This is a genomic window from Paenibacillus xinjiangensis (assembly GCF_059686975.1).
In genome coordinates this window covers 17,304-39,993 of the sequence record NZ_JCAALS010000010.1, presented here as the reverse complement: position 1 = coordinate 39,993, position 22,690 = coordinate 17,304, and the positions used below count along the sequence as shown (strand labels likewise).

The 22,690-nt window shown below is 47.5% G+C and carries 23 protein-coding genes; 12 read left to right on the top strand and 11 right to left on the bottom strand.

The features are described 5' to 3' along the window. Window positions 1-63: 63 nt before the first annotated feature. On the bottom strand, window positions 64-360 hold the full coding sequence (locus AC6ESP_RS11865) for a hypothetical protein (RefSeq protein WP_497096939.1): 297 nt from the start codon (window positions 358-360) through the stop codon (window positions 64-66). 186 nt (window positions 361-546) lie between these two features. On the opposite strand from AC6ESP_RS11865, the gene tgl reads away from it, so the two are divergent. The 4 genes from tgl to AC6ESP_RS11845 all read left to right on the top strand — a co-directional run bounded on the left by tgl (window position 547) and on the right by AC6ESP_RS11845 (window position 3,915). Further along, the gene (gene tgl / locus AC6ESP_RS11860) at window positions 547-1,365 is read left to right on the top strand and encodes a spore coat transglutaminase TGL (RefSeq protein WP_497096938.1); all 819 of its coding nucleotides are present in this window, start codon (window positions 547-549) and stop codon (window positions 1,363-1,365) included. Window positions 1,366-1,739: 374 nt separating this feature from the next. After that, window positions 1,740-2,579 (top strand): AraC family transcriptional regulator, encoded by an 840-nt coding sequence (locus tag AC6ESP_RS11855; protein WP_497096937.1) that lies wholly within the window; start codon window positions 1,740-1,742, stop codon window positions 2,577-2,579. 91 nt (window positions 2,580-2,670) lie between these two features. Further along, the gene (locus AC6ESP_RS11850) at window positions 2,671-3,660 is read left to right on the top strand and encodes an aldo/keto reductase (protein WP_497096936.1); all 990 of its coding nucleotides are present in this window, start codon (window positions 2,671-2,673) and stop codon (window positions 3,658-3,660) included. Between the two features lie 87 nt (window positions 3,661-3,747). Continuing rightward, window positions 3,748-3,915: a hypothetical protein gene (locus AC6ESP_RS11845; RefSeq protein ID WP_497096935.1), complete on the top strand. Its 168-nt coding sequence runs from the start codon at window positions 3,748-3,750 to the stop codon at window positions 3,913-3,915. Window positions 3,916-3,972: 57 nt separating this feature from the next. Here the strand turns inward: AC6ESP_RS11845 and AC6ESP_RS11840 are convergent, their stop codons facing one another. Next, the gene (locus AC6ESP_RS11840) at window positions 3,973-4,803 is read right to left on the bottom strand and encodes a hypothetical protein (RefSeq protein WP_497096934.1); all 831 of its coding nucleotides are present in this window, start codon (window positions 4,801-4,803) and stop codon (window positions 3,973-3,975) included. A 153-nt stretch (window positions 4,804-4,956) separates the two neighbouring features. Beyond that, a complete protein-coding gene (locus tag AC6ESP_RS11835; protein ID WP_497096933.1) occupies window positions 4,957-5,826 on the bottom strand; it encodes a helix-turn-helix domain-containing protein in 870 nt (289 codons plus the stop codon). 101 nt (window positions 5,827-5,927) lie between these two features. On the opposite strand from AC6ESP_RS11835, the gene AC6ESP_RS11830 reads away from it, so the two are divergent. The 3 genes from AC6ESP_RS11830 to AC6ESP_RS11820 are packed head-to-tail and all read left to right on the top strand — an operon-like array spanning window position 5,928 to window position 8,758. Continuing rightward, the gene (locus tag AC6ESP_RS11830; protein WP_497096932.1) at window positions 5,928-7,004 is read left to right on the top strand and encodes a Gfo/Idh/MocA family protein; all 1,077 of its coding nucleotides are present in this window, start codon (window positions 5,928-5,930) and stop codon (window positions 7,002-7,004) included. A 1-nt stretch (window position 7,005) separates the two neighbouring features. Continuing rightward, window positions 7,006-7,893: a sugar phosphate isomerase/epimerase family protein gene (locus tag AC6ESP_RS11825; RefSeq protein ID WP_497096931.1), complete on the top strand. Its 888-nt coding sequence runs from the start codon at window positions 7,006-7,008 to the stop codon at window positions 7,891-7,893. 34 nt (window positions 7,894-7,927) lie between these two features. Next, the gene (locus AC6ESP_RS11820; RefSeq protein WP_497096930.1) at window positions 7,928-8,758 is read left to right on the top strand and encodes a sugar phosphate isomerase/epimerase family protein; all 831 of its coding nucleotides are present in this window, start codon (window positions 7,928-7,930) and stop codon (window positions 8,756-8,758) included. Window positions 8,759-9,202: 444 nt separating this feature from the next. Here the strand turns inward: AC6ESP_RS11820 and AC6ESP_RS11815 are convergent, their stop codons facing one another. After that, window positions 9,203-10,192, bottom strand: a complete 990-nt coding sequence (locus AC6ESP_RS11815; protein ID WP_497096929.1) for a zinc-binding dehydrogenase — start codon at window positions 10,190-10,192, stop codon at window positions 9,203-9,205. Window positions 10,193-10,321: 129 nt separating this feature from the next. Here AC6ESP_RS11815 and AC6ESP_RS11810 point away from each other — a divergent pair, with 129 nt between their 5' ends. Next, window positions 10,322-11,179 (top strand): LysR family transcriptional regulator, encoded by an 858-nt coding sequence (locus tag AC6ESP_RS11810; protein WP_497096928.1) that lies wholly within the window; start codon window positions 10,322-10,324, stop codon window positions 11,177-11,179. A gap of 365 nt (window positions 11,180-11,544) precedes the next feature. Here AC6ESP_RS11810 and AC6ESP_RS11805 read toward each other — a convergent pair whose 3' ends face one another. Both AC6ESP_RS11805 and AC6ESP_RS11800 read right to left on the bottom strand, forming a co-directional pair. Further along, window positions 11,545-11,985: a hypothetical protein gene (locus AC6ESP_RS11805; RefSeq protein ID WP_497096927.1), complete on the bottom strand. Its 441-nt coding sequence runs from the start codon at window positions 11,983-11,985 to the stop codon at window positions 11,545-11,547. A 31-nt stretch (window positions 11,986-12,016) separates the two neighbouring features. After that, a complete protein-coding gene (locus AC6ESP_RS11800; RefSeq protein WP_497096926.1) occupies window positions 12,017-14,116 on the bottom strand; it encodes an AAA family ATPase in 2,100 nt (699 codons plus the stop codon). A gap of 319 nt (window positions 14,117-14,435) precedes the next feature. Here AC6ESP_RS11800 and AC6ESP_RS11795 point away from each other — a divergent pair, with 319 nt between their 5' ends. From AC6ESP_RS11795 to AC6ESP_RS11785, 3 genes are all read left to right on the top strand, one after another. After that, window positions 14,436-14,621, top strand: a complete 186-nt coding sequence (locus tag AC6ESP_RS11795) for a hypothetical protein (RefSeq protein ID WP_497096925.1) — start codon at window positions 14,436-14,438, stop codon at window positions 14,619-14,621. 420 nt (window positions 14,622-15,041) lie between these two features. Then, complete coding sequence (locus AC6ESP_RS11790) at window positions 15,042-15,851, top strand: formate/nitrite transporter family protein (RefSeq protein WP_497096924.1); 810 nt, start codon at window positions 15,042-15,044, stop codon at window positions 15,849-15,851. A 2-nt stretch (window positions 15,852-15,853) separates the two neighbouring features. Next, window positions 15,854-16,774, top strand: coding sequence for an L-lactate dehydrogenase (locus AC6ESP_RS11785; RefSeq protein WP_497096923.1), 921 nt, complete (start codon window positions 15,854-15,856; stop codon window positions 16,772-16,774). Between the two features lie 280 nt (window positions 16,775-17,054). Here the strand turns inward: AC6ESP_RS11785 and AC6ESP_RS11780 are convergent, their stop codons facing one another. The 5 genes from AC6ESP_RS11780 to AC6ESP_RS11760 form a co-directional block, all read right to left on the bottom strand. Further along, window positions 17,055-17,900, bottom strand: a complete 846-nt coding sequence (locus AC6ESP_RS11780) for a 1,4-dihydroxy-6-naphtoate synthase (protein ID WP_497096922.1) — start codon at window positions 17,898-17,900, stop codon at window positions 17,055-17,057. Then, a complete protein-coding gene (locus AC6ESP_RS11775; protein WP_497096921.1) occupies window positions 17,900-18,562 on the bottom strand; it encodes a futalosine hydrolase in 663 nt (220 codons plus the stop codon). Before AC6ESP_RS11775 ends, AC6ESP_RS11780 begins: the two co-directional genes overlap by 1 nt. Before the next feature lie 179 nt (window positions 18,563-18,741). Beyond that, a complete protein-coding gene (locus AC6ESP_RS11770; protein WP_497096920.1) occupies window positions 18,742-18,957 on the bottom strand; it encodes a hypothetical protein in 216 nt (71 codons plus the stop codon). A gap of 12 nt (window positions 18,958-18,969) precedes the next feature. Then, the gene (locus tag AC6ESP_RS11765) at window positions 18,970-19,878 is read right to left on the bottom strand and encodes a pseudouridine-5'-phosphate glycosidase (RefSeq protein ID WP_497096919.1); all 909 of its coding nucleotides are present in this window, start codon (window positions 19,876-19,878) and stop codon (window positions 18,970-18,972) included. A 5-nt stretch (window positions 19,879-19,883) separates the two neighbouring features. After that, window positions 19,884-21,011: a carbohydrate kinase gene (locus tag AC6ESP_RS11760; protein ID WP_497096918.1), complete on the bottom strand. Its 1,128-nt coding sequence runs from the start codon at window positions 21,009-21,011 to the stop codon at window positions 19,884-19,886. A gap of 314 nt (window positions 21,012-21,325) precedes the next feature. On the opposite strand from AC6ESP_RS11760, the gene AC6ESP_RS11755 reads away from it, so the two are divergent. Beyond that, window positions 21,326-22,387 carry a lactonase family protein gene (locus AC6ESP_RS11755; protein WP_497096917.1) on the top strand — a complete coding sequence of 354 codons (1,062 nt, stop codon included), beginning with the start codon at window positions 21,326-21,328 and terminating at the stop codon, window positions 22,385-22,387. The last annotated feature ends 303 nt before the right edge of the window (window positions 22,388-22,690 follow it).

Genomic DNA, 22,690 nt, shown 5'->3' with positions numbered 1-22,690 from the left:
AGTGGTGGTGCAGGAGCGTTAACTCTTGCATCACCACTTTTTTGTGTTTAGTGTGTATCGAGACTATAAGGAAGGACCCTTCTTCATAAAGCTCTTCGCCAAATTCTCAGCTTGTATATCCCGACTGTTCACTCCATAGTTCTCCAATACGTCGATTAGGTATTCCTCGCCTTGATCATATGCTGTGAATATATATTGATTAGGATCTTTGATTTGTACCTGATGGCCGCATGCTGTGAGGCAGCGTTCGTAGTCCTGAATCGTAGGCTGCGCGTTATCATCGAGATAAATAAGTCCTCGCAGCAGCTTGGTCTCGCCTTTACGAATGATTTTGAAATGGACAATATGCTCTTTCGACATCTGTATCTCTCCCTCTCTCTATTCATAAACGCTTTGTAAATAGTATAAGCCAGCATTCTGCCTGATGTCTGTGATCTTTGTTACAGTTTTCAAAAAGAAACATCGTTCATGCTGCTGCTCTCACCAATACACAGGTATACACGTACAATAACCTATACCGATCTATTAGTCATTGGAGGGAACACAGTGATTGTAATATCCAACAATGCTGGCGCACAGCTAGGTCAATTGCCGCTGTCGGAGCTTGAGAGGGAGATATTGAACGACAAGCAGCGAAGCCCTGAAACGTATCGTTATGATTCTGTGGCCGCGCTTACCTTCGAATTGCAGCTGCGAGAGAATATTGTGGAGGCTGCCAAGGCGCTATACAGAAGCAGAGTGAACTTCGCTACCTTCGTCAATTCAAAAGCTAATGAAGACTACTGGACAGTAACGGATAACGGCGGTTTTCGGATGAGGAATGATGTATCGCCAGCTGAAGCGCTCAATGATATTTTTGCGAATGGCGAGCTGTATGGGTTTGAGTGTGCTACGGCAATTGTCATCGTGTTGTACAAGGCTATTCTGGATACCCTTGGCGAGAGATCGTTCAATGCCCATTTCACCCCTTTGTATTTGCGCGATTGGAATCATGATAGTGATCTGTGGTTCATTACGACTAATAATAAGGATGAATCATACCCTGGGGATGTACTGTATTTCAAAAACCCAGACCACAATCCCGATACACCGGAGTGGCAGGGCGAGAATGTAATTAAACTGGCAGATGATCTTTTTTTCGGTCACGGTATCGGAATCGAAACATCAGAGGGTATCATCGCCGCACTGAACAGAATGCGATCACCTGGCAGCATGGAGTCTGCCTATCTAATGGATATGGTCGTACATCCGAACTTTGAGCATTTGCGCAAATTGCCTGTACGAGCGATAGAGCCGGTGGTGCGGCGCGCCTCCCGAGGAGATAACATTATTGTTCGAATCGGAGCGGTTCTTAATACAAAATAAGTTAGTGTAAGCTTCGACTGCTCCCTTAGCTATTCATCGGGGAGCGGTCGTATTTGTTGTTTAAGTAGCTAATGAGAGGGGGGAGGGGGCGCTGGAGAGCGATAATGATGACATATGTGCAACATTCGAGGGGGGAAGGGTCGCTGGAGGGCGATAATGATGACATATGTGCAACATTCGAGGGGGGAAGGGTCGCTGGAGGGCGATAATGATGACGTAAGTGCAGCATTCGAGGCGCGGAGGGTCGCTGGAGAGCGATAATGATGACATTTGTGCAGCATTCGAGGAGTGAAGGGTCGCTGGAGGCAATGTGCTAATGTTGCAAGCAGCTCGGGAATAGAGCAATAATAGAGCAGGGAGAGAGGAGGCAGATGATGGCTATCTTTCAATATAATCCAGAGCGACCTTGGCAGATCAAGCCGGAGCTCTATCTTCAATATTGGGGCAAAGAGGATTGTGCGCCAGGTCATACGGTTGGCCCTGGGGTGCGGGATATCTACAAAGTTCATTTTGTTCACAAAGGAACAGGAATTGTCAGAGTGGGAGACCACACCTTCACATTGACAGCTGGACAAGCTTTTCTGATCTATCCGGATGTGGTTACGTATTATGAAGCGGATTCCGCTGATCCGTGGACCTATTCCTGGCTCGGCTTCTACGGTACTCAAGCAGCGGCGGCGCTCGACTTGACCTCTTTATCACCAGAGACACCGATCTTCCCGATGGATGTAAGGCTCATGCCCGGCCTCTATGAACGTCTGACAGAGGCTGCTTCTCATGAGACTAGTGCGGCGATGCGCTTGCAGGCTATTATCTATGAATTTATGTCCGTTCTTATTGAGGTTGCTCCGATAACTGCAAGCAGCGGCATCATGATGAAGAAGCAGGATACCTATGTCCATCAGAGTATGGAGTTCATTCGTGCGCATTACAGTGACAACATGACGGTCCAACAGCTCTCCTCGTTCTTGGGACTGGATCGCAAGTACTTATCGGCACTATTCAAGGAAGCGCTCGGCGTACCGCCGCAGCAGTATTTGCTGCATTATCGGATTGAAAAGGCCTGCGAGCTTCTGAGTAAAGGCAAGTATACAGTAGGCGAAGTATCGAGGTCAGTAGGGTATCAGGACCCGCTGCTGTTCTCTAGAATGTTTAAGAAGGTAAAAGGTATATCTCCTAAATTATATCGATCATCACAAGACATTAATCCATAAAGAGCATCCTTATTGATATAGGCTTATCCTCAACTGATTACTACAATGAATGATATGGACAATAATTGTATGAATAAGAGGAGGAAATACAATGAATTATTTGGCAAGTGAAAATAGATACGACATGATGACATATAATAGAAGCGGCCGAAGCGGCTTGAAGCTCCCGGCGATTTCACTGGGGCTCTGGCATAACTTTGGCGGGATTGATACGCTCGAGAATGGCAGAGCGATGGTGCGGAGAGCATTCGATCTGGGCATCACTCATTTTGATCTAGCCAACAACTATGGCCCGCCAGCAGGCTCGGCAGAAGAAACGTTCGCAGCTATTATGCGCAAGGACTTCACAGCATACCGGGATGAGATGATCATATCAACTAAAGCTGGCTATTATATGTGGCCGGGGCCTTACGGCGAATGGGGCTCCAAGAAGAGCTTAGTCTCCAGTCTCGACCAGAGCTTGAAGCGGCTTGAACTGGATTATGTGGACATTTATTATCATCACCGTCCAGACCCGAATACACCGCTCGAAGAAACGATGGCTGCTCTGGATCTGATTGTCCGTCAAGGGAAAGCGCTGTACGTCGGATTATCCAACTATAGCCCGGAGCAGACGCGTGAAGCTTCGCGCATTCTGAAGCAGCTTGGAACGCCATGCCTCATTCATCAGCCTTCATACAATATGTTTAACCGTCATATTGAGGACGGGCTGCAGGATGTGCTTGATGAAGAGGGTATCGGTTCTATTGTCTTCTCACCACTGGACAAGGGTATTCTGACCGACCGTTATTTGAACGGCATTGCAGCAGACTCCCGTGCAGCTGGGCCAAGCGTATTCTTGCGTCCGGAGGATCTTAGTGAAGCTAAGTTAGCTAAGGTAAGACAGCTGAATGACATGGCTCTTGAGCGTGGGCAGAAGCTGTCGCAGATGGCGCTTGCTTGGGTGCTGCGTCGTGGACGTGTAACGTCGGCGCTAATTGGCGCTAGCAAGGTGAGCCAGATTGATGACGCGGTTGGAGCGTTGAATGTATTGGATTTCACAGACGAAGAGCTGGCACGTATTGAGCGTATTCTTGCTTAATTAGCGGAGGGATCAACGGCAGATGATAGACGTACGTCCTTTCGCTCTGAGGCGGAGTCTTTACTGCGAACAACCTCGGAGCCATTCGTGAAGTACGTTGCTGGGCTGGGCGCTGATGCTGAAGAGCCGCTGGAGGATTTGCATTCGCTATGCGGCGCGGTAAGTGGACTCGCTGTTATTCAGGAGGCACTGCCGGATCTGGTGCGTACGGAGAAACCGCTGCAGCTCGTGCTGAATCGCAGGCCATTTCTATAATCATAAGCAGGGACCTTCTACGAGATCATCATATGATCTCGTAGAAGGTCTTTTTTCTTATTTCGCAGCGAGCTGTACATCTGCTCTGGCTATGACACTCGTGATCTGCCGCTCAAACGTGTATATTTTTTGCTTCTGCTCGTTGATCTGGCGCTGATAGGCTAGCAGCCGGATGAAGGAGCTTGATGATGCTGAGGCATCACTCTTCCGCACCACCTGATTCAGAATAGTGACTTCCGTAGTGAACTGCTTCTTGATGCTGCTGATTGTGCTTTTGGCGGACTTAATCTTCACTTTGCTCGTATCGATCCCAGCTAGAGTCGCTTTGATTTGTGCTTTCTTCTTGGTGGCCGCAGCTTTGGCGGTGGATAGAGCGGTTTGTTTTGCTTTAATATCTTGTTTAGCGAGCTGGACGGCTACTTTGGCGGTCTCTACCTGCGGCTTGAGGAAGGCGGTCAGCTCCTTGTTCTTCAGAGATTTGGCGATGGAGAGCTGTTTGTTAAGCGAGTCGTATAGGCTGAAGACAGGTTCGTATTTCTTCTTGGCCGCCATAATGTCACTCTCCAGCTTGCTGAGCTTAGCCGCATCAATGATCTTTATTCTAGCTTTCGTGGATAGCACAGCTTCTTCATTCTTGTAATGAAGATCGTTAATCCTCTTATCCCAGTCGATATCCTGCTTCTGCAAGGTTTGGAGCTCGGCGTATTGCTGCTTCAGCTTCGTTCTCGTGCTGGAATCGGCTGCAGCAGTCATTTTGTCGAAGGCGGTCTTGGCTGTCACGGTGAATTCGAATGGGGCGGCAGTGACAGAAGCAGCGGGAAGCAGCAGGGACAGGCATAAGGCAAGCAGGAGCAGGGAAATGGGGGTGCTTCGCAAACGGAAAGACATGGAAAACCTCCTTAAGTAGTGGGGCGGCCAGAAACGCAAAAAAAGCACCTGCAAAAGAAGAGCGCATACGCGCCTTCTCTTACGGGTGCTTCCATCGTAAGCCGTCCATATTCAACTAATTTCCACTAATATACAGGAAGTTGCCGCGGGGAGTCAAGCCTTTTGTGACTGTCTATTGTTACGGAAGAGCAGTGGAGCTTCACCGGATTGCTTCTTGAACAGCCGTGAGAAGTAGAACGGGTCGGCGTATCCGAGCGCTGCCGCGATTTCCTTCACCGACAGTTCGGTATTCAGCAGCATATTCTTCGCTTCGCCTACCTTCAGCCGGTGTACATAATCGTGAAGCGCATAGCCGGTATATTCGCTGATTGTCCGCCGAAGCGTCGATAGAGACCAATGATGCCGATCGGCAAAAGCCTTCGCGTCGAAGGGCTCATACAGCGAGGCTGATAAATCCTCTAGCAGCTGGGTTAGGCGCGTTTCCTTCACATTCGTATAGGTAGGCTGACCAGTCTGCAGCCATTCATACAGCACAGCTTCCAGCAGCAGAGCTGCCCGGTCTGCATTGGAAGGACTGCCGCTCTCCATGTAAGCAAAGATGCGATCAATCCGATTCTGCTGAGAAGCTTCTGCCCTTAGGTGCTTCACTGTGCCGGCAAGCAGCGGCCAATGCTCCAGCCATTCCTGAATGCGAGAGCCTTCAATTGTAAAATAAAACTCATCCCAATATCCGCCCTCATCCGGTCCGTAATGATAGGAAACATCAGGCTCAAAGAGGAAGAGACTGCCTTCCTTGACATGCTGCTTATCCCCGCCTTCAGCTTGGTAAGAACCTGAGCCTCCAGCGATATAGACGATGGCATAATGCTTGAAGACGGCCTCATGCCGGAATAGAGTACGCCCAGGCAGATGACCTGCGTTATGAATTACGAGCGAGCGAACGAACAACTTGGCGGGATCGAGTGTTAGATCCACAATACGAAGGGGCTTAGAGCTGATCATATAATCCATGAACTGTGCCATACTGTTCATTCCTCTCCTTTATTAGCAATGATAAATTGAATATATGGAATTGTGCAACTATAGATTCAATTGATTATATGAAGCATGGAGGTAATGTGGAGATGGCACAGCTGAAGGTAGGCGTTATTGGCGCAGGGTCGATATCGAGCTCGCATTTGGAGGCTTATTCCGTTCATTCGAATGTGGAGCTCATTGCGATTGCTGATCTGAATGAGGAGCGGGCAAGGGACAAAGCAGAGGTCTATCAAATTCCCCAAGTCTATAACGATTATAGAGCTCTGCTGGCTAACCCAGAGGTTCAGGCGGTAAGCATCTGCACATGGAACAATTCACATGCTGAGATTGCGATTGCGGCTCTTGATGCGGGCAAGCATGTGCTGTGCGAGAAGCCGCTTGCGCGAACGCTGGAGCAAGCTGAAGCTGTAGCAGAAGTGGTTGGGCGTTCCGGCAAGCTGCTGCTGGTCGGGTTCGTCCGCAGATATGGCGATCAGGTGCAGCTGCTCAAGAAATATACGGATGCGGGCGCGCTTGGCGATATTTATTATGCCAAAGCATCCGTTTTGCGCAGACTAGGCAACCCTGGCGGTTGGTTCTCCGATTCGGAGCGGTCGGGCGGAGGCCCCCTAATTGATCTAGGCGTGCATATGATTGATATGCTCTGGTACTTGATGGGCAAGCCCAAGGTCAAGTCGGTCAGCGGCAACACCTATCGTCAGCTGGGCAATCGCTCTAATGTGGAGGGCCTCTCTTTCTACCAAGCGGTAGATTATGATGCTTCGAAGAATGATGTCGAGGATCTGGCAAATGCCTTGATTCGCTTCGAGAATGGAGCCTCCTTGTTCGTCGACGTCAGCTATACGCTTCATGCGGCAAGCAATGACAACACCGCTAAGATATATGGCACCAAAGGTGGGGCGGAGATTGATCCTGAGCTGGTCATAGTGGGTGAGCAATTCAACACGATTGTTAATATTGAGCCGCAGATTGATCATCTGTCCTTCCAGTTCCAGAAAGCCTTCAATAATGAAATCGCTCATTATGTGGATTGCTGTCTAGGCTTGGCTCAGCCCATTAGCCCTGTAGAGGATGGAGTAGAGCTGATGCGGATGCTGAGCGGAATTTATCAATCGGCAGCGTCTGGCAAGGAAATAGCTTTCGCAGAAGCTAAGGAGGCTTAAGATGAGTACAGAATTGAAGCTGCTTAATCCGGTTGGTGTCATAGTGGAGAGCTTCGGAGTCGGCCTCCACAACGGGCTGCTCAAAGCCAAGGAAGCAGGAGCTGATGGTGTGCAGATCTATGCGGTCAGCGGCGAGATGGATCCTGACAACCTAGCGATGACGGCAAGAGTGGAATTGAAGAATCGGATTGCGTCCATGGGACTCACCATATCTGCCTTGTGCGGGGATCTCGGCGGTCATGGCTTCCAGGATCGAGCGGCGAATGCAGCGAAGGTTGAAAAATCCAAGCGGATATTAGATTTGGCGCTTGATCTCGGCACCTCTATCGTGACGACACATATCGGCATCGTGCCGGAGGACGCCAGCTCAGCCATCTATGCTGCGTTGCAGGAGGCTTGTGAGGAGCTAAGTCGTTATGCTAGCGAAAATGGGGCTTATTTTGCCATCGAGACAGGTCCAGAGCCTGCGCAGCGTCTGAAAACATTCCTCGATTCACTGTCGACGAATGGCGTCTCGGTGAACTTCGATCCGGCGAATATGGTCATGGTAACGGGTGATGATCCTGTTCAGGGCGTGTATCTGCTGCGGGATTATATTGTGCATACGCATGCTAAGGATGGAGTAAGGCTGGCGGAGGTTGATCCACGAGCCGTGTATGGGTATCTTGGGTACGGTGAAATGGATCATAAAGTGATTGCTGAGATGGTTACACGGGGCGCTTTTTTTCGGGAGGTTCCGCTTGGTGAGGGCAGCGTCGATTTCCCTGCGTATTTCAAAGCGCTGCAGGCCATTGGCTATAACGGTTATTTGACCATTGAGCGGGAGGTTGGGGAACGTCCTGAGGAGGACATTCAGAAGGCGGTTTCCTTCCTTCATTCTTATAGATGACAGCCAATATAACGGAAAAGGTGGATGTTAGCAGATGAAAATAGCGCTGAGCTCATGGAGCTGCCATTCTTATTACAATGAGGGCTGGACGAATGTCGATTTTATCGATTTTGCGGCTACGACGGCTGCTCAAGGTGTTGAACTAATTAGCATTTATCTCCAAGAGGATCGTGAGCTCGATGATGTGGATGCGGCTCTAGCGCGCACGGGCCTTAAGCTTGCTTGCTTCGGTGCATGTAATAACTTGGCTGAACCGGATGAAGAGAAGCGCAAACTACAAGTGGCTGATATTACGCGCAGTGTCGATATCGCGGCACGCTTCGGTGCAGGAACGGTGCGTGTATTTGCCGGTGATCTGCGGGAGGGTCTCGTCTTCGAGGAAGCGAAGCAGTGGATCATTGACGGGCTGAGAGAAGCGGCTGTCTATGCGGAGCAGAAGAATGTGATGCTCTGCCTCGAGAATCACGGGCTATTCGTAGGAAAAGCCGATCAGGTGGCGGCCGTTATTCGTGATGTCGATTCTCCGTATTTGCGCTCTACGTTCGATGCAGGCAACTTCGTGCTGGTCGATGAAGATCCGAATGAGGCGATCGACAAGCTGAAGCGTCTGGTGCGTCATGTGCATGTGAAGGATTTCGTCCAGGTGGATGCTGACTATGACGGACGTTTCTACCGCTCCTTAAGCGGCCAGCCGTTCGCAGGCCGGGTGCCTGGCGAAGGCATCGTTGATCTTCCTTATATTGTTGCCAAGCTGAAGGAAGTCGACTATACGGGATGGTACACCGTAGAGTACGAGGGTAATGAAGAGCAGCAATCTGCTTCTAAGCGTGCTCTGGCGAAGGTGGAGGAGCTGCTTCGGGGTTAGTAGTTGTGTAATAAACAGTGGGTTGAAAATAGAGCTATTGAAGAGAATGATTGGTTCAGATAACGTTTGAATCAGGTATAATATTGCCGCTTGGGCAAGCTTATGCTTGATTTTTTTTTTGGACTTCTAGTGAAATATGATAGGGAGTACAGTCGTAGAGAAAACGGACAGGGGTTCAAATCTCCTCGCCTCCACCATGTAAATCCACAACCGCATGAGGTTGTGGATTTTTACTGTTTGTAGAGAACCGAAGAGCAAGCTGACCCAGACTAATGTGGAGATACAGGCCGTTACTTTTATGGGATTGAACTACGAAGCGTTTATTCAAGGAATTGATGAACAATTTCCCGGAATGAATATCACACTCGATAAGTTCTATGTGATGAAGCTGTTGATGAAGTTCAGGTCCATTTCCATCAGAGGCCTATCCACATTGCATGTGTCTCAATCTATTCTTATTCCAATATTCCCAGATTGCTCCCCTTGTTGCATTCGCTGAAAGGCTTGAAGGGTTTCTTGTAAAGGATAGACACTATCAATGATAGGGCGTATCGAGTGGAGTTCCATAAATTGAAGCATAGCAATAAACTCTTCACTGCTTCCCATTGAGGTGCCGATGATACTGATTTGGGGGTAAAATATGGATCGTAATGCTATTTCCATTCGATCTCCTGAGCTTGCTCCAAACGTCACGATACGGCCATTTGGCTTAATGATATCAAAGTACTGTTGGAACGTCGCTGGCCCGATACTGTCCAGGATGAGATCCACTGTTTCTCCTTTCATACTTTCCTTCCAATCACTATGACTGTCAAAGGCATGATCTGCCCCATGTGCAAGAGCAGCTTGCCTTTTTGTTTCACTGCGTGATGTGACACTGACTCGTGCACCCGCCGCTGAAGCCATAAGCATGGCATAAGTCGCCACACCGCCACCAATACCTGGAATAAGGATATGTTCGCCTTGCTGTAAGCGACCTCTCGTGGACAAAGCCCGATAGGCCGTCAAGGCAGATAAGGGCAACACTCCAGCTTCTTCCCAAGACAAGTAAGCTGGTTTGCTGACGGCATTTTGCGCAGGGATGATGATAGACTCGGCGAATGTACCATCCGAAGGACCGCCCACTATGGCTGGAACGGTCGGGACATTTTGGGTGATTTCCCATCCGATACACGGATTAATGATTACATCGGTACCTACTGTAAGGTTTGTTACGCCTTCACCTACCGCTTCAATTATACCCGCGCCGTCAGAACCCATAATCAGGGGAGCATCCTTATTTGTTCGATCCGCCATGAGAAATAAGTCTCGATGATTCAACCCTGCAGTTTTCAGCCTTACTTTTACTTCGCCGAAGCCCGGCTGTTTGTCAATGACGTCTTCATATGTCAAGCCCTTCAAGCCGTTCATCCCAGCATGTACGATTGCTTTCATCCTAACTCCTCCAGTAATTCGTATTTCGATGAATCTATTTTGAATTGTACAGAGTGGGAATCATACAGTAAAATGAACAAAACCGAATGTGAGTATCATAAATGATCATACCAAGTAGGTGACATAGAAATGGAAAGCGGAGATTTAAGAATATTTCAAGCTGTAGCTCAAGAGGGGAGCATAACCAAGGCTGCGCAAATGTTGAACTATGTACAGTCTAATGTGACGACCCGAATTCAGTATCTTGAGGCTCAGTTGAAAATCCCCCTATTTCGGCGATCCAATCGAGGGATGACGCTAACTCCGGCTGGCGAGAATTTACTGGGATATGCGGATAAAATACTGACTCTGATGGACGAGGCTGTGAAATCTACACAATACTCGGACCATCCTGCAGGGCCTCTTCGGATAGGTTCCATTGAAACGACTGCGGTCATTCATCTGACTCCTCTATTGGCCGAATATCAATCACGATATCCGGATGTTAATTTATCGCTCATTACGGGAGTGACACATGCTCTCTTACAAAAGGTGTTGGATTACGAGCTTGATGGAGCTTTTGTCTATGGACCAATTGTCTATCCAGATATAGAACATGTCGCGGCTTTTGAAGAGGAGTTGGTGCTGATCTCGGAGCCGGGAAAAAGCGACATGCACGAGTTGCTTTCGAAGCCGATGTTGTTTTTCGATGTTGGATGTACGCATCGGGCAAAAGCGGAGAGTTTACTGAGAGGAACTGGCCTGACCACATATCAGATTATGGAATTTGGCACATTAGCAGTTATTCTAGATGGGGTTTCCGCTGGGCTCGGTGTGTCTATGCTACCACGATCATCGATTGCCAAGGCGGAAGAGAAGGGCATAATCGCTTCCCACCGCTTGCCTGAAGAGTACCGAGATTTGCAGGTATGGTTTGTGCATAGACATGACTCGATTTACTCAAGTTCGTTGACAAAGCTAATACAATTAGTTGAAGCTAAGCAATAATGTTAACCCGCAACGATCGATAGCGTCGAGTGTTAGTGCTAGACCATATCATCAAACAATCTAAGCAACACGCGGCGGCGAATTGTGAATTTGCTCATCCACGGTTCGGTTTTCTGAACCCTTGTCCAAGCAAAACCATAACGGATAAGGATGGACAGGGGTTCATGATGGTACTTATCTGGACAGAATCACCTTTAGAAGTATCAGTACCGGTTTCGTGTGACGCTATTGACGGTACTTTCGCTTTCAATGAAACTTGCTGATTTTTACTGTGAAAAACCTGACGATTCAATTCAGACCGATTTTATAATCAAGTTGATAAAACCACAATATGAATAATGCAGGACAGGACCGATGGATATACATTATATTAAATTGCTACTTAATAAGGCTGCTACGTAAGACCTGTCACCTAGATTGCCAAACTGCCCTCGATGATCACTAGATATTCTTTGGCTTGTTCCAGTTACATAAATGATTCTACCTGTGTTATCTGTAATCTGGTCGTTATAAACTTTGCAACTTTTTTTATTGTTGAGTATTGGTACAGTTAGTGGTTGTGAAGATTTTAATCTAAACGGACTATTTTTAATTACTTTTTTTAACTCTAAATAAACACCACTGCCATCAACCAGGATGCATTTTAAATTGGTATTCTGAAGTTGACTTATCAAGAATGGTTCGCAGTTTTTTAAATAATTTTTTCGAGTTTGTCTATCTAAGTCTTTCCAAACTGGATTTGTAGGACATTTAAAAATATCTATATTTGTGACATTTGCCCTTTTACCACCAATCCTCAAGGCCATATTACAGGACAGAGCTCTCATTGTATAATCGTTAAATAAACTTCATGAAAAGTTTTTGCCATGAATTTTTTGTAGATTCATCAACAATTTTTGAACGTTGTAGCAGCAGTCGTTGTTTTGCCAGTCGTGCTAAATCAACTTTCCAACCGACAGGTAAAAGTATACTGTGTTTTTCTGCGAAATCTTGAATTTGATTAATTAAGGGCTTGCCAGTAATATAGGCGTCTTCGAACTCTTCAGTCTCAACTTCACGAAAAATTCGTACTATTCCAGGTTTAATCATGTCAAAAGGAATAAGATCTTCTACCTCGCTGTCTTCGGTTTCGGTAATATCAAATATTTCAATGATCTTGCCAGGAGCATCCTTGTATAGACGTTGTTCCAGCTTATTCTTAAAGTCTTTTCCTGGCTTATCGGAATCTAGTAATACAAAAGGTAAATCTTCTGTTTTACCTGAAAGTAAGCTTGCAATTCCTTCTACTCCTCGAACTCCACCCGACGGTACAAACACTATTTCTTCTTTAGGAGCTATGAGTTGTTCACTAATCAAGTAATTTTTAATAGCACTCAAATAAAACTGATCAGAGGGCCCCTCAACAATTATTGGTTTACAGCCTTGCAACAAGGTATCAGAAATGCTTAGGCCAAGGGCAGCGTGTATAGCATAGACTGATCTAGCTTGAGATTTATCTTCAGCTGCTCTAAGATCTTGGGAAGCAACTGTATATCCTTCGCCATCAACGTAAACAACTTTTACACGATCAACATGACTTGTGTCTACCAAAAATGGCGAATGAGTAGTGTTAATAATCTGATTAGTTTTAGAGAGACTTTCAAAGAATTTAGATAAATCTCTTTGGGCTAAGGGATGTAAGGAGAGTCCAGCTTCATCTAGTAGTAGAATTGCTCCTCTATGAGACTCTTGACTTTCTACTAGGAATATTAGGTAGAAACTAAGAAACCATTGTAATCCTGTGCTTCTTCCTTCTAGTTCGACCTGTTCCGGTCTGATTTCATCAGATACCCATATTCGGAAGTGCTTACCGTCAGCATGAAAATCAAAGCGGTAATTGCCCTGCTTCCACCAATCTCTGAATTTTGAAGTTAAACTAGCAGAAGCCGATTGAAGGAGAACGTCTCTTTCAGTTTTATTTTGAGCGGTTTTATTTATTTCCTCAATAGTTGGCTCTTGTGTGATATTGCCGTAAGCATCTCTTACCGGCTCAGGGTCTTTACCGAGATCCAGAATTTCTTGAGGGTCGAGTCCGACGAATTCAAATAGTACACGCAAGGTTCTAACTTTCGCTTCAATGCTACCAGTTAGGTCAGAGCGTTTCAAATTATCAATGACATGAGGCAAGTAAATTTCGGAATCCAAATTTCCATAGTTTGAGTAGTATACAAATGATGGAATTTGATTTAAGACTAACTTTGTGGCTGCCTCTATACTTGATGGATTGGGTCTTTCTAGGATGGTTACAAATTCTCGAACAGAATTTAACGTGTCCATAAAAATTGGTCGTATAACTGAAGTTTTCATTTCCTTTGAGTTGAGATTAAAGCAATCAATAATTGCATTAATATCAGGTATAATTAGTTCTTCTTTCTCGCCTATGATTTCAAGAGATGCGGTGAGGCATTTAAGTGTCTCTTCTTTTATTCCTTCTTCGGTCTTTCCAACTTCCTCTAAGGGCTCAATTAAGTTGAGAGCATTCTCGATAATTCTGCTTAAATCTGCGGCGAGAATTGATGTTTTACCTTTAGAATAAGGAAAGCTGATAAAATATTCACCATTAAAATCCCTATCGACTGAAGCAATTCTAACATCCTCATACTCAGCGCCAGTAATTTTAACAAGGTTCTGTATTAATTTGTGGGGAAGTTCAAACTCAGTTTTAATGAAAATGGGCTTCTTTTCTTTATCCCTAAGTTCTGAGTATCGTTTTCTAGGAAGATCAGCAAGTAGGTTAATCTTTCCTCCCTTTACAGGGCTGAGTTTCCAAAGAGCAGTAAGTAAATTTGATTTTCCGGCTTCATTTACACCGACTAGTGTTGTAACGTCATCACATTCTATCCAACCACTATCACTTACCGATCTAAAATGTTGAACTCTATATCGAACTAATCTCATTGTATAGCACCCCCACTATTTATAATATAACTAGAATAACACAGTATTTGGATGTGGTGCTACGACGTTGAGGAGCAACGAAATGCTTGTACAAAAGTTAAGTATTAAGCTACTTCACCAAATACCCTAATCATCACACTCCGGCGAATTGTGGTTTTGCACAGCCACGGTTCGCTTCCACCATGAAAACCCAGTCCGCATGAGGACTGGGTTTTCATGGTGGATAAGGAGATCGATTGAACAATAGTTGAATTTAATATCTTATAAAGGTAATTCCAAATAATAATGACAGCTGTTTAGGTCAGGGGATGAAATCGGAATGGCAGCTAATGGGGGTTCTCCCATAAACGGAATTTATTTTTGGGATTTCTTAAGTATCCTAGACCCCCAAGCAAAAGGGCTGAAAAATGGTTTTTTATTGTCGGGAATGTTATTAAGCATGCTCTCGCTGGTTCTCAATTTTTCTGAATGGATTTATGATTTAATAGGACGTCTGCTCAGTTGAAACTTAACCGAGTTCTTCAATATGCAGAGACAGGGCATTATCAACTGGCGTTTCCTTATGGGAAATACCCATGATAGTGCCTTTACTTTGCTCTGTCTAATTTATCTTTTCGTCATGTAAGTTCTCCTATTGGCGCCAGCCTCAATAGGGCACTATGCCCTCCCGCACTTGGTAGACCTTCTGTCGAGCGGAGAAAGGGGATGGATTCTGGAGAAGCGCAGCGTTCGCCTTTGTTCCTGGATTTCCACCACTTCTAATTGATTAGAAGAAATCCAGGAGCAACAGCGATCGTAAGAACCATCCCTTTCGCAGCGCCATACACAGAAGGGATATATTTTATTACCAGTGTGACATTAATCACACTAGCGCACCCAACGCTGTGGTATTATTTCCCTGTACCAGCAAAAGGGAGTGAGGGCAATGGAGGTACAGCCGTTATTGAAGGTCGAGCAGCTGGCGCTCAAAAAGCATAAAATATTCAAGCAGAGCCGCATGCGCTATCTGGCAAGGTCGATGCTGGCGAGTATGTTCATCGGCTTCGGCGTTATCGTTGCTTTTAAGACAGGGAACTTCTTCTATCTGGAGCATTCTCCGCTAACCTATCCGATGGCTGCCTTAACCTTCGGCGCAGCGATCATATTGATTGCTTATGGCGGTGGAGATTTGTTCACGGGAAATACCTTTTATTATACATTCGCTGCACTGCGAGGGAAGCTTCGCTGGCCGGAGGTATTCAAGCTGTGGGGGATGAGCTATACAGGCAATCTGCTAGGGGCTGCCGTATTCGCGGGGCTTATCTTCACGACTGGCCTATTCGCGGATTCCCATGTGAATGGCTTCCTGCTCAGTGTCGTAGAGACGAAGATGAACACGCCGGCATCGGAGCTTTTTTTCAGGGCGATATTATGCAACTGGCTCGTATGCTTAGCCTTCTTCGTACCAATGTCGCTCAAGGGTGACGGTCCCAAAATGTTCGCGATGATGCTATTCGTATTCTGCTTCTTCATCTCAGGCTATGAGCACAGTGTCGCTAACATGTGTACCTTCGCGATTGCGCTCGTATTGAACCATCCAGGCACGATATCGACAGCGGGCGTTATTCATAACCTTGTACCGGTGACAATAGGCAACTTGATTGGCGGCGGCGTATTGATGGCAGTGATGTACCATTATGTGAACAAGCCTTTTATGAAGGAAGAAGAGCTCGAAATGGGCAAAGGGGATGAATAACAATGACAACGAAAAAAACGAGAATAGTCGTCATAGGAACAGGAGCGGTCGGCTCGACTACGGCCTACACCTTGCTGCTTCGCAATCGGATGGATGAGCTCGTACTGATCGATGCTAATCAGAATAAAGCTGTAGGCGATGCGCTCGATATGAATCACGGCATGCCGTTTCTCGGTCAGGCGAAAGTATGGGCAGGCACTTATAAGGATTGCGCGGGTGCGGATATTATCATTATTACAGCAGGAGCCGCGCAGAAGCCAGGTGAGGAACGCATTGAGCTGCTGAAGCGGAATGTGTCCATATTCGACAGCATTATTGCAGAGGTCTTGAAGTATAACACGGATGGCATTCTGTTGATTGCATCGAATCCAGTCGATATCATGAGCTATTTCTCTTGGAAAAAATCACAGTGGCCCGTTAACCGCATTATCGGCTCCGGCACACTGCTCGACAGTGCTAGATTCCGCTATTTGATCGGCGAGCAGCTTCATCTTGATCCGCGCAGCGTTCACGCTCACATTATTGGCGAGCATGGCGATTCTGAGCTCCCTCTATGGAGCTTAGCTAATGTAGCAGGGACGGAGCTTCAGCTTACGGAAGAGCAGCGGCAGACGATATTCACCAATACACGGGATGCGGCGTATCAGATTATTGAAGCCAAAGGGGCGACGTATTATGCGATTGCTCTAGCGCTTGACCGCATATGTACAGCCATTCTCTGTGACGAAGGGGCCGTTCTGAACGTTTCTACTCTAGTGAATGATTACCTAGGCATCTCCGATGTGTACCTAGGCGTTCCTTGTGTAGTGGATCGGACAGGTGTGAGAGAGGTGCTTCAGCTGCAAATTTCGGAAGAGGAGCAGCAGCTCCTTCAGCGTTCGGCCAACAAGCTCAAAGGCCTGATCGAGTCAATCGCCCTCTAAAAAAGGTAATCGTTGCAAAATGTTAATATTTGCGTGAATAGAGAAGCCCCTTTATCCGTTATGATAAAAGAAAAAGCGGAGAGGGGAGTTACAGATGAACGTACCTGTTGGAGTATGGATTTTTGCCGGCATTATCGTAGTTTTGCTCACCTGGATGACCTTATGGGTCACGAGGAAAGCTTATTCGAAGAAATGGGACGATTCGGACGTCTAGTCCTATATATAAGCGAAACAACCCCGATCGCTCTACTGGCGATCGGGGTTGTTTCGTTCATAGCTCTTAGGCATAAGGCCATACTAATGCTTCTGGATCGACTGCCGGTACAAGACCTTCGCTTGCAGCCCGAGTGAGCAGATTCGTAATAGCAGCATAACCGCTTCCACCGAGATTGCCGGTGAAATCATTCACGTACAAGTCGATATGTGCCTTGGCCACCTCTGGGTCCATCTCCTGAGCATGCGCCATCACATAGTCGTGTGATTGTTCGGGATGCTTCCAAGCATATTCTACGGATGCATGAATCCAGCCAGCGATAGCTTCCAGATCAAGTGAGCGTCGGGCGATAATAGCGCCGAGCGGTATTGGCAGGCCTGTGTCCGATTCCCACCAGCTGCCCAGATCAGTCATGAGCGACAAGCCGTAATTCGGATAAGTGAAGCGAGCCTCATGAATGACGAGCCCAGCGTCAATCTGGCCATCTCTTACTGCCGGCATAATCTCGTGGAAGGGCATGATTACGATATTACCTACTCCACCAGGTACATTCTGCGCAGCCCACAGACGGAACAGCAAATAGGCAGTTGATCGGTCACTTGGGACGGCAACGGTACGACCGCTTAGTGCTGCTGGATCCGTTGAACCGTCTTTGGTAAGCACCAGCGGACCACAGCCTCTGCCGAGTGCCCCGCCGCAAGGAAGAAGGGCATAATCATCTAATAGCCACGGCAGTGCCGCGTAGGATACCTTCATCACATCAAGATCGCTTGTTCCGGACGCGGCCAAACGGTTGGTAATATCGATATCGGCATAAGTGACGTCAAGCTTAGGCGCACCAGGCACAAGCCCATGTACCAAAGCGTGGAATACGAAGGTGTCATTCGGACACGGGGAGAAAGCGATTTTCATTATATAACCTCCAGTAGTACGGCGCTTGCAGCTTCAAGAGACTGCAAGGCATCCTTGATACGCCAAGCGTCACGATCCCGCGGTCCGACGCTATTCGAGATCGCACGTATTTCTAGACAAGGGAGTCCATGAAGACGAGCGGCAGTGGCAACGCCGAACCCTTCCATGGCTTCAGCTGCTGCCCCTGGTACACGTTCTGCCCATTGCTGTGCGGTTTCTGCTGTTCCCGTTACAGTGGACAAGGTAAGAATCGGAGCGGTAATGGCGATATGTCCCACAGCGTTCAATGCTTCCGTCAATCGAGCTGCGAGTGCTTGATCAGGTATGATACGAGCGGAGCCGAAGCCAAGCTCGTCCACGCTGAGGAAGCCGCTTGGTGTCTCTGCGCCTAGATCGGCAGCGATTAGCTGATCGGACACGACGAGTGAGCCGATAGCGGCTCGGCCAGGGAAGCCGCCGGCAATGCCAGCGCACAGTACTAGGCTGTATGAATCAGCACCTGCACGGGCGAGAACTGCCGCAGTCCGGGCAGCAGCCTCCATCGGCCCCACGCCAGCCTCCATCACATCGAAGCGGCTATCGCCGCGCAGTCCACGCTCAACAGCCTCTCTCTCGGCTGAGACGGCGGTCATTATAAGTATTTTACCGATGCTATTGCTCATAAAATGTAGTTCCTTTCACATACCCCCGCGCGAGTAGTGCTGGGGCATTGGCATTATATCCTCAATTATTCGCTATATTAATTATAGTCCTCTCCGCTTCTGATTGAAAGGGAGGCGCCTGTATGAAGAAAAAACCGCCAAGGTCATGCAGCTTGTGCTGCGTCTCTTGGCGGCTCATTCTATTTCTTCCTAAACTCATAAAATTCGCATTCCGCTCGGGTGTGATAAGCAATTTCGCTTACCCCGGATTGGATAACGGCCATTTGGTCATCATACCGTACAATGATACCACCGCTATTTACGATGTAATCGTCTTGAAATACGCGAACGCGAACCTCTCGCTGCATCGCTTCTTCAAAATCCTGATCCGTTATCAATTTACGGTTGATTGCCATTAGAAAGCCCCTTTACTGTTTCAATGCCACAGCAATTTTCGCTGCTACCTCGGCATTATGATACACAAGAGCGATATTCGTTTCAAGGCTTTTTCCATCCGTGAGCTGCTTGATGCGGTTCAGAAGGAACGGAGTAACGTTCTTCCCTGTAATATTCTGTTCTTTGGCCTCATCCAGTGCTTGCTGGATAACGCCCTCGATGTCCGTATGCTGCATAGCCGATTCCACTGGTACAGGGTTGGCAATGATCGCGCCGCCATTCAATCCGAGCTCCCATTTGGTGCGCAGCACATCGGCAACCTGTGAAGCCTCGTCGAGACGGAAGTCTACACCATAGCCGCTCTCGCGAGCATAGAAGGATGGGAACTCATCGGTTTTGAAGCCAACAACAGGAACGCCATGCGTCTCTAGAAATTCTAACGTTCGGCCAATATCAAGGATCGACTTCGCTCCAGCACATACGACAGCGACGTTCGTATTCGCAAGCTCCGTCAAGTCAGCCGAGATGTCCATCGTCGTCTCGCCTTCGCGATGTACACCGCCGATACCGCCAGTTGCGAACACTTCGATGCCCGCAAGCGCTGCACCAATCATCGTTGCAGCTACGGTTGTAGCGCCGATTTTACCGGAGGATAGAATGTAAGGGAAGTCGCGGCGGCTAACTTTTTCTACATTTTTACTAGTTGCGAATGCTTCGAGCTCTTGCTCGTTCAGACCGATTTTGATTTTGCCATCCATAATGCCGATGGTAGCAGGTACGGCGCCTTGCTCGCGAATAATTTGCTCCACTTTACGTGCCATCTCGATATTTTGCGGATAAGGCATGCCGTGTGAAATAATCGTTGTCTCAAGGGCAACGACAGGCTTGTTGTTCTCTAGTGCTTGCTTGACTTCTTCTGTATACGTAATAGGTAGGCTCATTAGGGTTAGTTCTCCTTCGAGTTGAGGTCAGCGAATCTCGCTTCAAAAGCATTCGCTGCCGTTTGTTTAAGTACAGTCTCAGTAAGGTCAGAGGATACAGAATCTGCAGTCTGCAAAGTAATATGGGATGCAGCTAGGCCCAGCTTGCACGAGTCGATGTAGGATTCATTGTGCAGCAGCCCATAGGCAACGCCCGCTACGAATGCATCGCCAGCGCCAGTGACCTCCACAACCTCTGAAGTAATGGAAGGGAAACGCATGCTGCCTTCGATGCCATCGTACATAACCCCCAGCTTGCCAAGGGTAATGAATACATGCTTAACACCACGCGCCCGGATCGCTTGTGCGAGCGTTCTGCTGTCTGTATTCGGTGATAATGGAATGCCTGCGAGCTGGCAGGCTTCCTCTAGATTAGGGAAAATAGCTGTAACGCCATGCAGATCCTGCGGCAGCTTCTTGGCTTTCTCCGAGGATACCGGATCGATGAAGAGTGTAAGCCCCTCTTCATGACTGCGTTTGATCAACAGCTCCAAAGATTCAGCAGGCAGATTGGTGTCTGCTATAATAAGCTTGGAGGATGCAACCTGAGGCCATTTCTCCTGCAGAATATCTGGCGTGAACTGGTCGTAAATATCCATGTTGGCAAAAGCGAGGAACAGCTCTCCCGAATCATCGAGAAGAGCGGTATAGCTGCCAGTCGATGCACTGCGATGAACGATGGACAGGCTTATATCTACGCCTTTTTTCTTCGTCTCATCGAGTACCCATGCACCAGCCTTATCATCGCCAACGATGGTGAGCAGTGCCACATTGCGCGACAGGTTCGCCAGCGTCTCGGCGATGTTGCGAGCGACGCCGCCAGTGGCTTCCGTGACGGTAACGGGGTTAGAGGAAGCAAGCCTCAGCTGCTGCTTGCCAGTCGCTTTATTGTCGAGATTAGCGCCGCCAATACATAGAACGGAGCCTTCCTCAGCCGTTATATAAGCACGGCCGCGAATGATGCCTTTTTTCATCAAAGCCGCTATATAACCAGCAACAGCAGAGCGTGATATGCCAATGTGGTCGGCTATCTCCTGCTGAGATAGGAAGGGATTATTCCGAATCAATGCCAGAATCTGTTGTTCACGTTCCAACTTGTATTCACTCCTTTCTTCGTCAATAGGGTCCTATCAACTTATTATTGATGATCTTAGTTTAATGTATTTACAGACAAATGTCTATTGGTGAAGACAAAAGTTTGTGGGAATGGGTTAAGCTTGGTTTATGGTTCATCTGCTAGTACAATAAGACATAGCGTATTCACAAGAAGAAACGGCTTCGCCGTCCTCTGTAAGAGGAAGGCAACTGTTTCTCGTAGAAATAGAAGACTTCTGTATCGCCAAAGTATCGTCGAGTACAACATATAAAGTCTTATATTTTAAAAAAAGCATTAGGAGGAGAAAAATAAATGTCATTACATAACGAGCAATTAGTTGTATTTGTCGGTTCTTATGCGGAGGCCTCCGCAAACGGTGTATATATGTATGCATTCGACGAGCAGGAGGGCAAGCTGACACTGCTGGATCAAGTAGGGGGGCTGAAGAATCCAACCTTCCTGAATCTCGACAAGGCTAACCGCAGATTATACGCTATTGCAGAGTCGGCAGCAGAGGATGGCAGCAAGACAGGTGATGCTGTAGCTTTTGCAATCGAGGTTGAGCCTGGCAGTGAAGGTCTTCGTCAGTTGAATAGGGATCTCGCGATCAATGCTCCATCCTGCCATATTCAGCGGGACGCGGACAGCCGATATGTGCTGCTCTCCAGCTATCATGGCGGCAGAATCAGTCTCGTGTCACTGACAGATAACGGGGAAGTAGGCCAATTGCTCGATATTAAGCAGCATGAAGGCAGTCAGCCTCGCGCGCATAGCGTAACCTTCAGCCCAGATGGCCGTTACTTATTCGCAGCGGATCTCGGTCTTGATCGTATTTTTACTTACACCATCGATTCGGAGCACAATCTTCTCGTCTCGCGTGGGGAGACGGTTATCCATCCGGGAGCGGGTCCGCGTCACATGGTGTTCCACCCGAATGGCGGCTTCGCTTATGTCATTAACGAGCTGGATTCTACCGTTACGACGTTCCGTTATGATGCGGAGGCAGGCAAGCTTCATACGCTCGAGAGCGTATCGACCCTTCCTACAGATTTCGAAGGCACGAATGGCTGCGCGGAGATTACAATGTCGGCAGACGGCAAGTATTTGTATGGCTCCAACCGCGGACATGACAGCATCGTAGTGTACGAGGTGGATGGCGAGACAGGCTTGTTGACTGTGAAAGGATATGTGTCTACGGAGGGCAAGCATCCACGCCACTTCGCTATTCTGCCAGGCGGACGTTTCCTAATCGCGGCGAACAAGGATACGAACAACTTGGCGGTGTTCCGCTTGACTGAATCGGGAATGCCTGAGTATACAGGCTACTCAGTCGAGGCTGCTGGACCTGTCTGTGTACAGGCTGCTTATTTCTAAGCACTTAAGGAGATTAAGAGGATGGATGGGGAAGCCGTATCAACGGCTTCTTTTTTCTTTCCTTCATTTACTGGCCTGGGATCATTCTCATTGATAATGGAACTACTAATTGCCCCTACAGCTATCTTCTATTATATAAGGCTGATCTGCCGAAGAAAGGGGCTGGATCTATGTTCCTATTCATGGATAGAACGACTTCACTTGCTGAGGTCGTTCTATTTGTGTATATAGGGTATGGACAGGTATGATTGGAAGAAGAAAGAATTCATTAAGATGAAGAGTTCTATCCTATGGGGGAGGTGT

Bases quoted from the DNA above. Each gene is read 5' to 3' on its own strand.
- AC6ESP_RS11800 (WP_497096926.1), bottom strand. From the start codon at position 14,116: ATGAGATTAGTTCGATATAGAGTTCAACATTTTAGATCGGTAAGTGAT.
- AC6ESP_RS11815 (WP_497096929.1), bottom strand. From the start codon at position 10,192: ATGAAAGCAATCGTACATGCTGGGATGAACGGCTTGAAGGGCTTGACA.
- AC6ESP_RS11775 (WP_497096921.1), bottom strand. From the start codon at position 18,562: ATGAGCAATAGCATCGGTAAAATACTTATAATGACCGCCGTCTCAGCC.
- AC6ESP_RS11785 (WP_497096923.1), top strand. From the start codon at position 15,854: ATGACAACGAAAAAAACGAGAATAGTCGTCATAGGAACAGGAGCGGTC.
- AC6ESP_RS11830 (WP_497096932.1), top strand. From the start codon at position 5,928: ATGGCACAGCTGAAGGTAGGCGTTATTGGCGCAGGGTCGATATCGAGC.
- AC6ESP_RS11780 (WP_497096922.1), bottom strand. From the start codon at position 17,900: ATGAAAATCGCTTTCTCCCCGTGTCCGAATGACACCTTCGTATTCCAC.
- AC6ESP_RS11790 (WP_497096924.1), top strand. From the start codon at position 15,042: ATGGAGGTACAGCCGTTATTGAAGGTCGAGCAGCTGGCGCTCAAAAAG.
- AC6ESP_RS11805 (WP_497096927.1), bottom strand. From the start codon at position 11,985: ATGGCCTTGAGGATTGGTGGTAAAAGGGCAAATGTCACAAATATAGAT.
- AC6ESP_RS11770 (WP_497096920.1), bottom strand. From the start codon at position 18,957: ATGGCAATCAACCGTAAATTGATAACGGATCAGGATTTTGAAGAAGCG.
- AC6ESP_RS11795 (WP_497096925.1), top strand. From the start codon at position 14,436: ATGGCAGCTAATGGGGGTTCTCCCATAAACGGAATTTATTTTTGGGAT.
- AC6ESP_RS11810 (WP_497096928.1), top strand. From the start codon at position 10,322: ATGGAAAGCGGAGATTTAAGAATATTTCAAGCTGTAGCTCAAGAGGGG.
- AC6ESP_RS11840 (WP_497096934.1), bottom strand. From the start codon at position 4,803: ATGTCTTTCCGTTTGCGAAGCACCCCCATTTCCCTGCTCCTGCTTGCC.
- AC6ESP_RS11755 (WP_497096917.1), top strand. From the start codon at position 21,326: ATGTCATTACATAACGAGCAATTAGTTGTATTTGTCGGTTCTTATGCG.
- AC6ESP_RS11820 (WP_497096930.1), top strand. From the start codon at position 7,928: ATGAAAATAGCGCTGAGCTCATGGAGCTGCCATTCTTATTACAATGAG.
- AC6ESP_RS11865 (WP_497096939.1), bottom strand. From the start codon at position 360: ATGTCGAAAGAGCATATTGTCCATTTCAAAATCATTCGTAAAGGCGAG.
- AC6ESP_RS11835 (WP_497096933.1), bottom strand. From the start codon at position 5,826: ATGGCACAGTTCATGGATTATATGATCAGCTCTAAGCCCCTTCGTATT.
- AC6ESP_RS11825 (WP_497096931.1), top strand. From the start codon at position 7,006: ATGAGTACAGAATTGAAGCTGCTTAATCCGGTTGGTGTCATAGTGGAG.
- AC6ESP_RS11850 (WP_497096936.1), top strand. From the start codon at position 2,671: ATGAATTATTTGGCAAGTGAAAATAGATACGACATGATGACATATAAT.
- AC6ESP_RS11765 (WP_497096919.1), bottom strand. From the start codon at position 19,878: ATGAGCCTACCTATTACGTATACAGAAGAAGTCAAGCAAGCACTAGAG.
- AC6ESP_RS11855 (WP_497096937.1), top strand. From the start codon at position 1,740: ATGGCTATCTTTCAATATAATCCAGAGCGACCTTGGCAGATCAAGCCG.